13 protein-coding genes are annotated in these 15,127 nt (G+C 55.6%); 4 read left to right on the top strand and 9 right to left on the bottom strand.

The features are described from left to right. Positions 1-112: 112 nt before the first annotated feature. The 4 genes from ACYVHC_RS04685 to ACYVHC_RS04670 form a co-directional block, all read right to left on the bottom strand. Positions 113-640, bottom strand: a complete 528-nt coding sequence (locus ACYVHC_RS04685; RefSeq protein WP_460612504.1) for an NADPH-dependent FMN reductase — start codon at positions 638-640, stop codon at positions 113-115. A gap of 151 nt (positions 641-791) precedes the next feature. Further along, positions 792-1,547 carry a succinate dehydrogenase/fumarate reductase iron-sulfur subunit gene (locus ACYVHC_RS04680; RefSeq protein ID WP_460613130.1) on the bottom strand — a complete coding sequence of 252 codons (756 nt, stop codon included), beginning with the start codon at positions 1,545-1,547 and terminating at the stop codon, positions 792-794. A gap of 117 nt (positions 1,548-1,664) precedes the next feature. Then, positions 1,665-3,599, bottom strand: coding sequence for a fumarate reductase/succinate dehydrogenase flavoprotein subunit (locus ACYVHC_RS04675; protein ID WP_460612503.1), 1,935 nt, complete (start codon positions 3,597-3,599; stop codon positions 1,665-1,667). Positions 3,600-3,618: 19 nt separating this feature from the next. Beyond that, positions 3,619-4,293, bottom strand: coding sequence for a succinate dehydrogenase cytochrome b subunit (locus ACYVHC_RS04670; protein ID WP_460612502.1), 675 nt, complete (start codon positions 4,291-4,293; stop codon positions 3,619-3,621). A 237-nt stretch (positions 4,294-4,530) separates the two neighbouring features. On the opposite strand from ACYVHC_RS04670, the gene ACYVHC_RS04665 reads away from it, so the two are divergent. Both ACYVHC_RS04665 and fabD read left to right on the top strand, forming a co-directional pair. Next, positions 4,531-7,386: a T9SS type B sorting domain-containing protein gene (locus tag ACYVHC_RS04665; RefSeq protein WP_460612501.1), complete on the top strand. Its 2,856-nt coding sequence runs from the start codon at positions 4,531-4,533 to the stop codon at positions 7,384-7,386. A gap of 236 nt (positions 7,387-7,622) precedes the next feature. Then, entirely contained in the window at positions 7,623-8,510 is an 888-nt protein-coding gene (gene fabD, locus ACYVHC_RS04660; RefSeq protein WP_460612500.1) for an ACP S-malonyltransferase, read from the top strand. A gap of 76 nt (positions 8,511-8,586) precedes the next feature. Here fabD and folK read toward each other — a convergent pair whose 3' ends face one another. Both folK and ACYVHC_RS04650 read right to left on the bottom strand, forming a co-directional pair. Then, positions 8,587-9,072 (bottom strand): 2-amino-4-hydroxy-6-hydroxymethyldihydropteridine diphosphokinase, encoded by a 486-nt coding sequence (gene folK, locus ACYVHC_RS04655; protein WP_460612499.1) that lies wholly within the window; start codon positions 9,070-9,072, stop codon positions 8,587-8,589. Positions 9,073-9,076: 4 nt separating this feature from the next. Beyond that, complete coding sequence (locus tag ACYVHC_RS04650; RefSeq protein ID WP_460612498.1) at positions 9,077-9,949, bottom strand: alpha/beta hydrolase family protein; 873 nt, start codon at positions 9,947-9,949, stop codon at positions 9,077-9,079. A gap of 168 nt (positions 9,950-10,117) precedes the next feature. Here ACYVHC_RS04650 and ACYVHC_RS04645 point away from each other — a divergent pair, with 168 nt between their 5' ends. Further along, positions 10,118-11,098 carry a polyprenyl synthetase family protein gene (locus ACYVHC_RS04645; RefSeq protein ID WP_460612497.1) on the top strand — a complete coding sequence of 327 codons (981 nt, stop codon included), beginning with the start codon at positions 10,118-10,120 and terminating at the stop codon, positions 11,096-11,098. Positions 11,099-11,212: 114 nt separating this feature from the next. Here ACYVHC_RS04645 and ACYVHC_RS04640 read toward each other — a convergent pair whose 3' ends face one another. Further along, entirely contained in the window at positions 11,213-11,512 is a 300-nt protein-coding gene (locus tag ACYVHC_RS04640; protein WP_460612496.1) for a hypothetical protein, read from the bottom strand. Positions 11,513-11,689: 177 nt separating this feature from the next. Between ACYVHC_RS04640 and ACYVHC_RS04635 the strand changes: the two genes are divergently transcribed. Next, positions 11,690-13,087, top strand: coding sequence for a cytochrome P450 (locus tag ACYVHC_RS04635; RefSeq protein ID WP_460612495.1), 1,398 nt, complete (start codon positions 11,690-11,692; stop codon positions 13,085-13,087). Between the two features lie 29 nt (positions 13,088-13,116). On the opposite strand, the gene ACYVHC_RS04630 is transcribed toward ACYVHC_RS04635, so the two are convergent. Together ACYVHC_RS04630 and ACYVHC_RS04625 are read right to left on the bottom strand one after the other, a co-directional pair. Continuing rightward, positions 13,117-14,241 carry an MBL fold metallo-hydrolase gene (locus ACYVHC_RS04630; RefSeq protein WP_460612494.1) on the bottom strand — a complete coding sequence of 375 codons (1,125 nt, stop codon included), beginning with the start codon at positions 14,239-14,241 and terminating at the stop codon, positions 13,117-13,119. Between the two features lie 214 nt (positions 14,242-14,455). Continuing rightward, positions 14,456-14,935, bottom strand: a complete 480-nt coding sequence (locus ACYVHC_RS04625) for a hypothetical protein (protein WP_460612493.1) — start codon at positions 14,933-14,935, stop codon at positions 14,456-14,458. Between the last annotated feature and the right edge of the window lie 192 nt (positions 14,936-15,127).

Below are 15,127 nucleotides of genomic sequence, written 5' to 3'. Positions count from 1 at the left end.
AAAGCAACTACCTTCTAATATCGTGCTGGAAATATACTTTATTCTTCGCAACCTGAAATTTTCTCCCTCTGTAAGTTACCTAACGCTTAGGCACTACTAGGGTAGTAAACTGTTAGAAGGCCAGTAAATGCGTTACCTGTTCCCGAAGTACCTCCAAGTAAAGAGGCTCTGTAAGTTGCCCATCTGATGTCAGGTGTTTGTCAATAAAGGGTAACCGTACGCGCTGAGGCAGTACGGCAGTACCAAGGTACATCAGCACATCGGTGAGGTGGTTGAGCGGGAGCAAGCCACCTTGGCCTCCGCTGCTTAGGCCTACTAGGGCGGCCTTTTTGCCGCGTATACCGCCTGGGTAGGGTAGGCCGTCAATAAACGCCTTTAGCACGCCCGGAAACGAGCAGTTGTATTCCGGAACCACAAACACCAGCTTATCGGCGCTTTCGGCTAAGGCTACGAGGTGGTTGAACTGCGCATGCTGGCCGGTGTTGGCATACAGGGCAGAGGTAGTAAAATCAAGGGGCAATTCTTTCAGGTCCAGCATCTGCGACGCTACCCCATGCTCGGCGAGCAAACGGGTATACAAGTCAGCTACGCGCCGAGCGCGGGAGTTTGGCCGGTTGGTTCCGGCAATGACGGTTATCATCAGGAGGTGTGTGCGATTGGATATGAATACGATGCCAGCAGACAACTAATCAGCACGGCTCAGGTTTCGTTCTGCAACGCGAAAAACAAAAAAAGGCGAAACGGAAGTCCGTTTCGCCTTTTATAAAGTGTCAACAGGTTACTCCCTGTGACTATGCTAGGTTATTCGAGGTAGCCTTGGCCGACAGGAATTCGCGGTTCAGGATGGCAATGTTTTCCAGCGAAATGCCCACTGGGCATTCTGCGGCGCAGGAGCCGATGTTGGTGCAGGCGCCAAAACCTTCTTTGTCCATTTGCGCTACCATGTTTTCCACGCGCGACTTGCGCTCTACATGACCCTGGGGCAGCAGCGCCAGCTGGGAAACTTTCGCCGAAACGAACAGCATAGCAGAGGCATTTTTGCAGGAAGCAACGCAGGCACCACAGGCAATGCAGGTAGCCGCTTCAAATGCACGGTCTGCAATTTCCTTCGGAATTGGAATTTCGTTGGCGTCAGGAGTGCCACCGGTATTTACAGATATATAGCCACCTGCCTGAATAATCCGGTCAAAAGCAGAGCGGTCTACGCTCAGGTCTTTATTAACCGGGAAGGCAGTGGCACGCCAAGGCTCAATGGTGATGGTGTCACCGTCATTGAACTTGCGCATGTGAAGCTGGCAGGTAGTAGTGCCAGCCTCCGGGCCGTGCGCCCGGCCATTAATAAACAGGTTGCACGAGCCACAAATGCCCTCACGGCAGTCATGGTCGAAAGCTACCGGCTCTTCACCGCTACGCAACAAGTCTTCGTTCAGTACGTCCAGCATTTCCAGGAACGACATATCCGGAGAAATGTCCTTTACCTGGTAATCAACGATGCGCCCGGCCGTGGTGCGGTTTTTCTGCCGCCACACTTTCAGCGTGAGATCCATCGGTTTGGCATTGGGGTTACTTCCAGCCATTTTATTTCAAAGGTATTGAGTAGTGAGGGTTGGGTAGCGAGGTAGAGAGCAAAATCTAGGTGGCTGCTCCCTACTTTCTTTTCGCTACTACTTATAGCTGCGCTGGGTAAGCTTCACGTTTTCGAACCGAAGCTCTTCCTTGTTCAGGATTTCAGGCTGATTATCGCCTGTGTACTGCCAAGCAGCTACGTACGCAAAGTTCTCGTCATCACGAAGGGCTTCGCCTTCTGGCGTCTGATATTCCTCGCGGAAGTGACCACCGCAGCTTTCATTGCGGGCGTAGGCGTCGTCCACCATCAGTTCACCTAGCTCCAGGAAGTCGGCAACACGGCCAGCCTTCTCCAGTGCCTGGTTCATTTCGGTTTCGGTACCAACCAGCTTTAGGTCGCTCCAGAACTCACGACGAAGCTTCTGAATCTCCGCCTTGGCGAATTCCAGACCTGGGGCCGTACGCGCCATTCCGCAGTATTCCCACATGATGTGGCCCAAAGCCTTGTGGAAGTCATCGGGAGTACGCGTACCGTTGATGCTCAACAGCTTCTGTACCCGAGCATTCACTTCAGCCTCAGCTTCTTTGAAAGCAGGGTGTTCGGTCGTAACAGGCTTTGGCGGCGTCTGGGCCAAGTAATCACCAATGGTGTATGGGATTACAAAGTAGCCATCAGCCAGGCCCTGCATCAGAGCCGAGGCTCCTAGGCGGTTTGCACCGTGGTCAGAGAAGTTGCACTCACCGGTTGCATACAGACCTGGGATAGTAGTTTGCAGGTTGTAGTCAACCCACAGGCCTCCCATGGTATAGTGTACGGCTGGGTAAATGCGCATCGGCTGCTCGTATGGGTTTTCGCCAGTGATTTTGGCGTACATATCGAACAGGTTACCATACTTTTGCGCTACCGAATCAGCACCGGTTCGCTTAATGATATCGGCAAAATCGAGGTACACAGCTAGCCCCGAGGAGCCTACGCCCCGACCTTCGTCGCACATCTGCTTGGCATTGCGCGAGGCTACGTCGCGGGGTACTAGGTTGCCAAAAGCAGGATACTTGCGCTCCAGGAAGTAGTCGCGCTCTTCTTCTGGAATGTCCTGCACCCGAATCTGGCCGGCACGCAGGCGCTCAGCCATTTCTTTGGTGGCCGGCACCCATACGCGGCCGTCGTTACGCAGCGACTCCGACATCAACGTCAGTTTCGACTGGTAGTCGCCCGAAACCGGGATACAGGTAGGGTGAATCTGGGTAAAGCAGGGGTTAGCGAAGTAGGCGCCTTTCTTGTGGGCGCGCCACGGAGCCGTTACGTTGCAATATTTGGCGTTCGTGCTTAGGTAGAATACGTTGCCGTAGCCACCAGTAGCCAGTACCACGGCGTGAGCTGCGTGCTGCTCTATTTCACCTGTAATCAGGTTGCGCGTGATGATGCCGCGGGCTTGGCCATCTACAACCACCAAGTCCAACATTTCGGAGCGGGTGTAGAGCTTCACCTTGCCATATGCTACCTGACGGGATAGGGCAGAGTAAGCACCTAGCAAGAGCTGCTGTCCGGTCTGGCCGCGGGCATAGAACGTGCGGCTTACCTGTGCGCCACCAAACGAGCGGTTCGCCAGCAGTCCGCCATATTCCCGGGCAAAAGGAACACCTTGGGCTACGCACTGGTCAATGATATTTACTGATACCTGGGCCAGACGATACACGTTGGCTTCACGGGCGCGGTAGTCACCACCTTTAATGGTGTCATAAAACAAACGATGCACGGAGTCACCGTCGTTCTGGTAGTTTTTAGCGGCATTGATACCTCCCTGCGCGGCAATGGAGTGGGCGCGACGAGGAGAATCGTGATACGTGAAGGCTTTTACGTTGTAGCCCAACTCAGCCAATGAGGCAGCAGCCGAAGCCCCGGCCAAGCCAGTGCCTACCACGATAATGTCGTATTTCCGCTTGTTAGCAGGGTTTACGAGCTTAACGTTGAACTTGTGCTTGTCCCATTTTTCGGCTAGAGGGCCTTCGGGAATTTTGGAATCCGGAAACATCGGCGGTCGAGTTTAGGACTTATTTAAAGAAGTAGAAGTAGATCGGCATGGCGGCAAAAGCGGCGCACACGATGATCGAAAACCCGTAGCCTACTAGCTTAATAGCAGGCGTATACTTGCGGTGGGTGAGGCCCAGCGTTTGGAAGGCGCTGCTGAAGCCGTGTAGCAAGTGGTAGAGCAGGGCAACTTGGCCTACCACATACAGCGCCACATAGAATGGGTTTTTGAACGCCGACAGCACCAAGGCATAGGCATCTTCGTTACCGTTTGCATCGCGCGGAACGTCCGTGAAGCGCAGAGAGCCGAAGAAATTGTACAAGTGTACAATCAGGAAGAAAAGCACAATAGAACCAAGCATAGCCATGCTGCGCGAGTGCCAGGAACTGTTCTGCTCAATGTGGTCGGATACGTAGCCTTGAACACCACGAGCTGCGCGGTTTTTTGCAGCTAGTGCCAGGCCCTCGTAAATGTGAAAACCAAAGCCCAAGACCAGTACAATTTCCATTGTCCTGATAAGAGGGTTATGGCCCATAAACTCTGAGTAGGCATTGAATGCCGCCCCATTGTCTGCATTAAATAACTGCAAATTACCTACCAGGTGAACTACCAGGAAAGTGCAGAGAAATAGACCGGTAACGGCCATAATAATTTTACGGCCGATACTGCTGGAAAAGGTTTTTGTAATCCAACTCATAGAGAGCTACTAAAGGGTGTGGGTAGGTCGGTTGTACCAGCCAAAGGTAGGCCCCAACCTAGTAGGAAACAATCTGAATAAGCCTTTCGCGTTAGAGTGAATCTATAGCTGGCCAACTCCGTTAGTACCTTGTGCCAAATCCTAACCGAGAGGCCTTGCTTTTTGTTAGGTTCTCGTCCGGTTTTTGCTGAACTTCCTCTCCCTCGTTCTCCTTCCGCTTAGTAAGACATTGACTTTATGAATATTTCGCTACTTAATCGCCCATTCCGCCTTGTGCTGATTGGGCTTTTATTTCTAACAGCCTGGCTGGGCGTAACTCCCGAAGCGCAGGCTACGCACCTTCGGGCCGGCGACATCCAGGCCAAAACGGATACGACTGCAGCCCGTAATCCACGGCGGATATTCTTTAAGTTGGTGCTCTATATTGGGGTAGGACAAGGCATTGCAGATGCTCCCGAGGCAACGCTCTATTTTGGTGATAATACCTCCCAGACCACGAAAGTTGTCAAAAGCACGCCTGTAACCTTAAACTGCGGCCCAGGCACTACTACAGGTATTCTCAGAAACGTATATTACTTTGAACACACGTATAATGCACCTGGTTCTTACTTAGTAAGTTATCTGGATGTAAACCGGGTGGGAGGGGTAGTCAACCTCACCAACTCTATCAACGAGTCATTCTATATTTCAACCCGCATTACTATTGACCCACTGCTGGGGGTAAACCGCTCACCTGTGCTAAATGCGCCTGCAGTAGATAGAGCAGGCCGGCGCCAGGTGTTTTTGCACAATCCCGCGGCCTCTGATGCAGACGGCGACTCCCTAGCCTTCCGGCTCCGGACCAGCCAGCGGGCAATTGTAAACGGTAATAGCACTATAGCCTCTACTGCCACCGGCTTCCGGTACCCCGATGACCCTTCATTTCGGGCAGTGCAGGTGCCGTATGTTGGACCGCCCGTAGGTCAGCCGAACGCGGCCGCCATCTTCCAGCAAGACCCGATTACGGGGCAAATTGTGTGGAACTCTCCGGAACAGACAGGAGAGTACAATGTGGCCTTTATAGTGGAGGAATGGCGACGAATACCAGGGGCCCGACCGCGCCTTATTGGCGAGGTAGTGCGGGATATGCAGATTACGGTTACGCAGGCTACTAACCTGCGGCCTACCATTACGGTGCCGCCTGAGTTGTGCGTGATTGCCGGAACGCCTATTCCTCCTACTATTATAACGGCTACCGATCCGGATAATAACCCTGTGTTGCTGGAGGCCTTCGGCGGCATGTTTCCGCCGGCAACCTTTGTGCGTAACTCGTCCGGTCCGCCTACGGCCCAGGGCACCTTCAACTGGACCCCGACCTGCACCGATATTCGCTCGGAGCCGCATCAGGTACTCTTTAAGGCTACCGACCAGCCGGCGTGTACCACAACACCACTTATTGATCAGCGAACTTTAAGGATTCGGGTAATTGGACCGGCCCCGCAAAACCTACGGGTTACGCCCATAGGCAATACCGGCCGCCTCGACTGGGACAGTTATGCCTGCCAGAATCCGGGGGCTCAGATCCTGATTTACCGGCGCGAAGGACCTAGTGGCTGGACGCCGGACGTTTGCGAAACCGGGATACCAGCCTCCCGTGGCTATGTGCAAATTGGTACCGTTGGAGTTGGCAGTCGCACTTTCCTGGATGATAACAATGGCCGGGGACTTGATAGAGGAAAGAACTACTGCTACCGCATTTATGTGCAGTTTGCTCGCCCCGCTGGCGGCCAAAGCATTGCCTCCAACGAAGCGTGCTTGTCACTGACTGGCACTCCTGCCCGCCTGACCAACGTAACGGTCGACCGTACGGATGCAGCTAACGGTCAGATTACAGTGCGCTGGACGAAGCCCACGTCTACTTCTGGCTTTAATGCGCCTTCTGGCTACCGCCTGTTCCGCGCACTAGGTCAGAACCCGGCCACAACCGATTTCCAGCAGGTGTTTACTACCACCAATCTGGATCAGACTTCGTTTGTAAATACGGGCCTGAACACTACAGAAAATGCGTATTCCTACCGGCTAGAGTTTTACAGTGCCTCAGTGCCCGGTGGCGCCGAAATTGTAGAAACGGCAGGTCCGGCTTCTAGCGTGCGCGTTACCGCTACCCCCAATCCGCTGACCAACTCCATTGGTGTAACCTGGACGTACAACGTGCCGTGGGACAACTCGCAGCGGCCCACAACCATTTACCGGCGCGAGCCAGGTGGTACGTTTGTACCCGTTGCGAAAGTAACCGGCACCACCACGGCTGGCGAGTTTACTGACCGCGGAACCACGGCGCGCCCCTTGACCCTGGGCAAAACCTACTGCTATTACGTTAAAACGAATGGCACTTACGATATCAGCTTGCCCGACTCGCTGATTAACCTGAGCCAGGAGCAATGCGTGTCGTTGCAGCCAGTGCCTTGTACGCCCGTGCTTACACTGAAGCCTACCAACTGCGACAGTTTGGCCAGCCGCTTGTTTGAGCTGCCTGCTACACCTGCTGGCGGAGAGGTATTTACCAACTACCTCAGCTGGACCTTAAGCAGCCAGCCTACCGCCGACTGTAGCCGTGACATTACGTCCTATATCCTGTTCTACGCGCCCAACGACACCGAGCCACTGCGGGAGCTGACGCGCTTGCCGGGTACTCAAACCAGCTATGCCCATCAGGGGCTAACGAGCGCCGCGGGTTGCTATGCTGTGCAGGCCATTGATGTGAATGGAGCAGTTAGTGCCCTGAGCAACAAAGAATGCAAAGACAATTGCCTGCTATTCCTGCTTCCAAACGTTTTCACGCCTAACGGCGACGGCAAGAATGACACGTTCCGGCCCAAGGTGTTTAGCCCCATTCAGCGCACCACAGTGAAAATATTCAACCGGTGGGGTACTAAGGTGTACGAAAGCGACAAAGACCCGCTCATCAACTGGACCGGCGGTGGCACTGGTGATGATTCCGGCTCTAGCGGCAAAGTATCAGAGGGTATGTATTACTACCTGGCCGAAGTGGAGTTTGCTGACGTAAACCGCACCAAGCGCACCTTCAAAGGGTGGGTTCAGATTAACCGCTAGCCTAGTACTCAGGCCAAAGTCCTATCAGACTAGTAACAGGACGGTTCCGGAAGGAGCCGTCCTGTTGTGTTTTGGGGTCTTATATTTCGGGCCTGAAACAGTGCGCCAACCGGGCGGCTCTTTGGGCATCCAAAGCGTTTTATGCAGCTTGCAGCCTCGAGCATCCGGCTCGCTCCGCGCCACTTTCGGGGCGAAAAGTACCTAGTATCCCACCTTACGAGTTTAACCTCCAGAGAATGAAAGCAGTTGTTTTTCCTGGCCAAGGAAGCCAGTTCAGCGGCATGGGTCGCGAGTTGTATGAGCAGCACCCCGAGGCGAAACGCCTGATGGACCAAGCCAACGACATCCTGGGCTTCTCGCTTACCGACGTAATGTTTAGCGGCTCGGAAGAAGACCTGCGCCGTACCGACGTAACCCAGCCCGCTATCTTCCTGCATTCTGTTGCCCTAGCCGCTGTTGTACCTGACCTGAAGCCCGCTATGGTAGCTGGGCATTCGCTAGGCGAGTTTTCGGCGCTGGTGGCGGCCAAGGTCCTAAAGTTTGAAGATGCCCTACGGCTAGTAGCCCAGCGGGCGCAGGCTATGCAAGCGGCCTGCCTGGAGCAGCCTGGTACCATGGCTGCCATTTTGGGTCTCGATGATGCCACTACTGCCCGCATCTGCGAGGAAATTTCGGCCGGCGGCAACGCCGTAGTAGCGGCTAATTACAACTGCCCCGGCCAGCTAGTAGTATCCGGCTCACAGCGCGGCATTGAGTTGGCGTGTGAGCAGCTGAAAGCGGCCGGCGCCAAGCGGGCCTTGCCACTGCCAGTCGGTGGCGCTTTCCACTCGCCCCTGATGCAGTCGGCGGAGGCAGCCCTGGCGGCAGCCATTGCGGCTACCACTTTCTCGGCAGGCATTTGCCCCGTGTACCAGAATGTGGATGCCGCGCCGCACACTGACCCCGACGAAATCCGCGAAAACCTGGTGCGCCAGCTCACGGCTCCGGTTCGCTGGACGCAGATTGTGCAACGTATGGTGCAAGATGGCGCCACTGAGTTTGTGGAATGTGGACCCGGTAAAGTGCTGCAAGGCCTCGTCAAGAAAATTGCCCCCGAAGCGGCTGTAAGTTCAGCCACAGTGTAGGGCTAGTGTTTTTTTAGAGACCCAAAACGGGCCGTGCTGTAGTTGTAGCACGGCCCGTTTTGGTTTTACTAGGGTCTCAATTTCTCAGAAGCCGTACTGGCAACTTATCCTCACAGTCATTTAGCAACTGAGCCACAGTGCAGTTCAACACCGGATGCACAAGATCCGGTGCAATTTCCGCCAGGGGCACCAGTACGAAGCGCCGCTCGGGTAGCCGCGGGTGAGGCACCGTCAAGCGCTCGGTAGTGAGTACTTGGTCATCGTAAAAGAGGATGTCGACATCGAGCGTGCGGGCGCCCCACCGGATTAGCCGTTCGCGCCCGGCCAACTGCTCCGTGTGCAGGCACACGTGCAGCAGCGCTTCTGGCGGGAGGGAGGTGTGCAGAGCCAGTGCCTGGTTCAGGAAAGCCGGCTGATCTTCTAGGCCCCAAGCGGCGGTTTCATACAGACCGGAAGCTGCTACCAAGGGGCCCGCTTCTGCTGTCAAGTACTGCACGGCTTCCTGTAAAATAGCAATACGGTCGCCGAGGTTCGAGCCGAGTAAAAGGTAAGCTATAGGCATAGAGTTAAAGAACGCGGCGAAGGAAGGCTACCGTTTCTTCGGCGGCTAGCTTGGCTTCGGCGGGCAAGTCATCGGCTGGCCAGGGGTGGCCACCGCCGAAGTTGTGCGTTACTTCTGGCAGAATCACGAGCTCGGCATCAGGTTTCCACTGCTTCAGCTCCTGGGCGCGGGTGACGGGCACGGTTTCGTCCTGGTCGCCGTGGAGGATAAGCAGCGGGCGGCTCCGTAGTTTGCGGCGCACGTTGTGGGCAATATCGAGGCGCAGGCGGTTTTGGTGGTAATCTTCCACAATCTGGAAGTAGAGGGGCAACTGTTGTTTGGTACGCGTGTTTTCCACGTGGTACACGCCTCGTTGCTGCCACGCCTGCATTAGCTCATCGGTCCAGCCGGGGTTCACGTTGCTGATGGCGGCCCACGTTACCACGGCCTTTACCCGCGCATCTTCGGCTGCCTTGAGCAGCACTAGTCCGCCGCCGCGGCTATGGCCAATTAGGGCCAGGCAAGCAAGATCGGTTTCTTGGGCCGGAATGCCGGTTTTTTCAGGGTCGTGGAGGGCATCGAGCAAGGCGCCAATATCGTCGAGCTCTAAAGAGAAGTTGTTTTGGCCGAAAGCCTCCAGGTCTTCTAGGTCGCCGCTGCCGCCTACTACAAGGCCGTTATGCGAGAGGTTCAGCTTCACAAACACAAACCCCTGGTGGGCAAAATAATCGGCCAGCAAGTTGAAGTGGCCCCAGTCTTTAAACCCCTTGAAGCCATGCACAAATACCACCACCGGTTTTGGTTTTCCATCGGCTATAAAGCGCGCATCGGCCGTGAATGGGCGACTGTGACGGGAGCAGGAAAGTAGAAAATCGACGGAAGTAGGCTGGCTCGGCATACAGCTAAGATAAGCTGCAAAGCCAGGAAAACAGAAACTATTCCCTTGCTGGCAGGTTCAGTCTGACGTTTGGGCGTGCTGCTGGGCTAGCAAACTCAACATTTCGGGGCGGCTCTGCTTCACCACCTCACCTTTTACCCGTATCATTGCACCGCCCAAAACACCTGCATGAACGTAACGCTGGACCAGATACAGGCGCCTATTGCCGCCGAGATGGAGGAATTCGAGAAGAAATTCCGACAGTCCATGCAAACCAAGCAGTTGCTGCTGGATAAAATCATGGGCTACATCGTGAAGCGCAAGGGCAAGCAAATCCGGCCCATGTTCGTGTTCTTCACGGCTAAAATTAGCGGCGGCGACCCGTTGCCCGAAGCTTCGTTTCGGGGGGCGGCCCTGATTGAGTTGTTGCACACAGCCACCCTAGTGCACGACGACGTGGTGGATGAATCAAACTACCGCCGCGGCTTCTTTTCCATTAATGCGCTCTGGAAAAATAAGATTGCCGTGCTCGTGGGCGACTACCTGCTCAGCAAAGGCCTCTTGCTAAGCCTGGAAAACGACGACTACGAGTTGCTCAAGATTGTGAGCAACGCCGTGAAGGAGTTGAGCGAAGGTGAACTGCTGCAAATTGAAAAAGCGCGTCGCCTCGATATCACCGAGGACGTGTATTTTGATATCATCCGTCAGAAAACAGCTTCCCTAATTGCCTCCTGCTGCGCGGTAGGGGCAGCCTCGGCCGGCGCCGACAAGGAAGTAATTGAGCGCGCCCGCCTTTTCGGCGAGAAAGTGGGCATGGCTTTCCAGATCAAGGACGACTTGTTCGACTTCGGAACCGACGAAATCGGCAAGCCAGTGGGCATCGATATCAAAGAGAAGAAGATGACCCTGCCGCTTATTTATGCCCTGCAGCAGGCCGATTGGCTGACGAAGCGCCGCGTGATCTACAACGTGAAAAACAACGACGGTCGCAAAGACCGAGTGCAGGCCGTTATTGATTTCGTAAAGAAATCGGGTGGGTTGCAGTACGCCATTGGAGTAATGGAGCGCTACCGCGACGAGGCCCTGGATATTCTGCGCACCTTCCCTGAGTCAGCCTCGCGCACCTCACTGGAGCAACTAATTAACTACACCATCGAGCGGGAGAAGTAAGGGCTCCATACGCTGCCACTTAAGCCAAAGAGCCGCCCTAGTAAGGCGGCTCTTTTGGTTGTAGTAATATCAAAGCAGGTGATGCTTTGCGGGCAGTTTGGCTAACAAAATGGCCTAGGCTTGTACCTGGTACGAAACGCTATCAGGTTTCACTTCCGATACATCGAAATGTACGCCGTCGAAGGTGCTTTTTACAGTGATTTCGTGGGTCATTTCGCAGCCGGGACATTTTATTTCCTCGGTTTCATACTGCCCATCATCTTCCATCGAGTTGGCTAGGTGGTCGGCGGCCGGAACCCCAATCAGGTCAGTAAATACCTCGGTATCACACTGATTGCACTGAAATTTGAGGCCTACCGTACGACCCTGGAGCTCATCAAGCGGGGCAGGGGTGTTTTTTTGCTGAATCCACATAAGAAACCGGGGTTTAGGAGTTAAGGAAAGATCGGGAAGCCGCAGTGGGCTAGTGACCTGTACGGGCAGAAGGTAGCTTGGGGTTATACCAAGGCCTAGTAGGGAAGATGTAAAAGGCGGCGGCATCTGCCTTTTGCCGTATATTTCCTTGCTTAGAATTTGCTACCCACCACTCGTATGTCATCGCCTTTGCCTTCCGCTGCGGAGCCCCCCGTGTTGCCCTTTCCGTGGGTGCCGCGGTGGCGCACGTTGCTTTCGTCGCTAGCCATGGCCCGCGACCCAATCGGGAATCTTGACCGCTCGCACGCGGCGTACGGCGATACACTAGGGCTACATTTGGGCGGAATTCGGGCGTGCTATGTCACGCGCGACCCCGCACTGGTGCAGCACATTCTCCAGAAAAATCACCGGCGCTACCTGAAGTCGGACCTGACGCATGGGTTGGTGCGCTACATTGGCCGTGGTTTGCTCACCAATGAAGGCGCCGATTGGCTTCGGCAGCGCCGTCTGATTCAGCCGGGATTTCACCGGCAGCGCCTGGCCAGCCTCACCCGCCTGATGCAAGCCGCCACGGAGGAATGGACCCAGGAACTGCACACACGCACGGCTGCCGGACCCGCCGAGGTAGATATTCATGAGGCCATGACGCGGGTAGCGTTCCGGGTGATTGCGCAAGCTACGTTTGGCACCAGCATGAACGATGCGGAACGCAACCGGCTGTCGAAAATTCTGACCCAGATTCAGGCGTTTTACGTGCGCACCATTCGGCAGCCGTACCTTCGGCCGTGGCTGCAAGGCACGGGCAGCTACCGCCGCCACGATGCGCTAAGCCAAGAGCTACGCGAGCTAGTGCGCGGCTACATCCGGCAGCGACTAGGTACTGGTGCGCCCACAACCCCACCCGATGACCTCTTGCAGATGCTACTGGATGCGCGCTACGAGGATACGGGCGAGCCCATGACCGAAGACCGATTGGTGGATGAGGCAAACATTCTGTTGCTGGCTGGACACGAAACCTCGGCTAATGCCCTCAGCTGGCTGTTTTACCTGCTGGCCATGCACCCCGAGGCCGCGGCCAATGTGCGCCGGGAGCTGGACGAAGCCAGCCTAACTAATCGCCCGCCCGAGTTTGAAGAGCTGCCACGTTTGCCCTACTCTATGCAGGTGATTCAGGAAACCCTGCGCCTGTATCCACCGGCCTGGATTCTGGACCGCGTGGCGCTGGAAGACGACGAGTTTCAGGGGCACTCAATTCCAAAAGGCACGCTGTTTTCGTTGTACCTCTACGGCATGCACCGGCACCCGGGGTTGTGGCCTGAGCCAGACGTGTTTCGGCCGGAGCGGTTTGCTGCCGGCGCTGAGCCGCCCGTACCCGCGTATGGCTACCTGCCCTTTGGCGGTGGCCCGCGCCTATGCATCGGCAACCACTTCGCCCTCACCGAAATCCAGCTGGTTCTGCTCCAAACGCTGCGTCAGTTTACAGTAGCCCCGGTTTCAGATGCGCCCGTAACATCGGTGCCGCTCGTGACGTTGCGGCCGCAGGAGGGGGTAGTACTGCTGTTTCAGCGGCTCTGATAAATTATTGCAAAACCTGCCGCAGGGTCTTACTGCCACCACTGTTCCTGCGGCAATGGGCCCGCACCTAGGATGATGGATTGCCCCAACCGGGGTGTAGTAATGACTTGCCCGAGGCGGCTGGCTTCGGCTGAGGCGCGTTTCACTGGGTCGTTCCAGGCGTGGTGTGCTTCCGTGAAGGCAGCCCAATGTACCGGCATAAATACCCGGGCCTGAACATCACGGGCAGCCTGCACCGTTTGCTCAGGCAGCATATGAATCTGGGCCCAGTTGGCATCGTACTGGCCGCATTCCAGCAAAGCCAAGTCAAAGGGGCCATGTTGCTGGCCGATGGTCTGGAAGTGTGGTCCATAGCCCCCGTCGCCGCTGTAGAATAGGCGCTTGTCAGCTGATTTTATCACCCAGGAGCTCCAAGAGGTAGAGTTGCGGTTGGTGAGGCCCCGGCCCGAGAAATGGCGCGCCGGCGTGCTCACAATAGTAAGCCCCGGCAATTGTACTTCCTGATTCCAGTCCAGCTCCTGCACTCGCTCGGGGGCTACACCCCAGGCCAACAGATGGGCGCCTACCCCCAGCGGTACAAAAAAGTGCGCTGTTTTATCCTTGAGCTTCCGGATGGTCTGGTAGTCGAGGTGGTCATAATGGTCGTGGGAAATCAGGACGGCGTCAATGGCGGGCAATTGCTCGGCCCGAATAGGCACGTGTGGGTTGTAACGGTTGGGCGTTATCCACGAAATCGGACCCATCTCCATGCCTAGCATGGGGTCGAGCAGGATGTTCTTCCCCGCTATTTCTACTAGGCTCGCCGAGTGCCCAAACCACGTCACGCGCACCATGTCAGCGGGCTTTTGCGTGATGGTCAGCGAATCGAGCATCTGCATCGGCAAGGGAGCTGCCGGTTTAGAGTTGGGTGTTTTGCCAAAGACAAAGCGCCACAACGAGCCTAGGGTGCTGCCGCCCGTCATGAGGGTAGTGGGCACCAGGTTCTGAAATTCGCCGTCAAGGTAATGCCCGGTTTTGGCATAGGCTGCCCGTTGTGCTTTGGTAGGTTTGCCCCCGAATTGAGGACTCAGATTAGCAAAGGCCACGCCCACTACCAACAATAACACAAGTAGGCTGCCCAGTAGCCGGCCAATAATTTTCACGGGGTTGCGCATACGTTTTCTGGTGGTTATCCCGAAGTACGCTCGGAATACCTAGGTAGTCGGTAGCAGAGGGCAAATACTTTACGCGGCCTAAGCTAAACCACACCGTAAGCAACCTGCACGCCCGCGGCTTACTACCTTTGGCTGGAGCTAAACCGCACACAAAAAACCGCCCCACCCACTTATAATGGGTAGGGCGGTTTGGATTCGGGGGCAAGCTAGTAGTTTAGCTGCGGCCGTTGTAGCTGCTGCGGCGTTCTTGGCCCGGACGGTCGCCACCAGGGCGGCTCATCTGGCGCATGCGGTCCTGGCGCTTGGCCTCAAACTGAGCATACTGCTTTTTCGACAGCACATCCTTCAGCTTTTTGTCGGTGCTTTCACGAATGCGTTTGGCCTGGGCCATTTTCTGGCTGCGGTCCATAGAGGTAGAGCCGGAGTTGCTGCGCAGCGCTTGCATTTGTTGCTGCTGATCCTGGAAAATTTTCTCCACCTTGGATTTTTGCTTGCTGCTCAGGCCGAGCTCTTTAGCCAACTCATCGGAGCGGTGCTGGCGGTCTTGTGCGCTTTGCTCGCCTCTGCGGCGGTCTTTGTCGTGGCCCTGGCGTTCGTGGCCAGAGGCGGGGCGCAGGTCGGCGGCAATGGAAGAGGTAGCAAAAGGAGCGGCGAGACCGAGTACTAGGGCGAGGCTAAAAAGTTGCTTTTTCATGGTAATGGGTATGCTATGTCTGGGGTTGAAGGAAGAGCGCTGCGTTCTGTCAGACGTTATTCAAACCCAGTGCCCTATTTCCGCCAACTCCGGTCAGTTTCTAGCACCGACCCCAAAACGCCGACCAATCGCCTCGTTTTATCGCCCGACCTGAAACTGTCGGCAAAAGCTTGATGCCGTAACTCAAACCCC

The organism is Hymenobacter seoulensis, from assembly GCF_054780535.1.
This window is presented reverse-complemented; position numbering and strand designations above follow the sequence as displayed.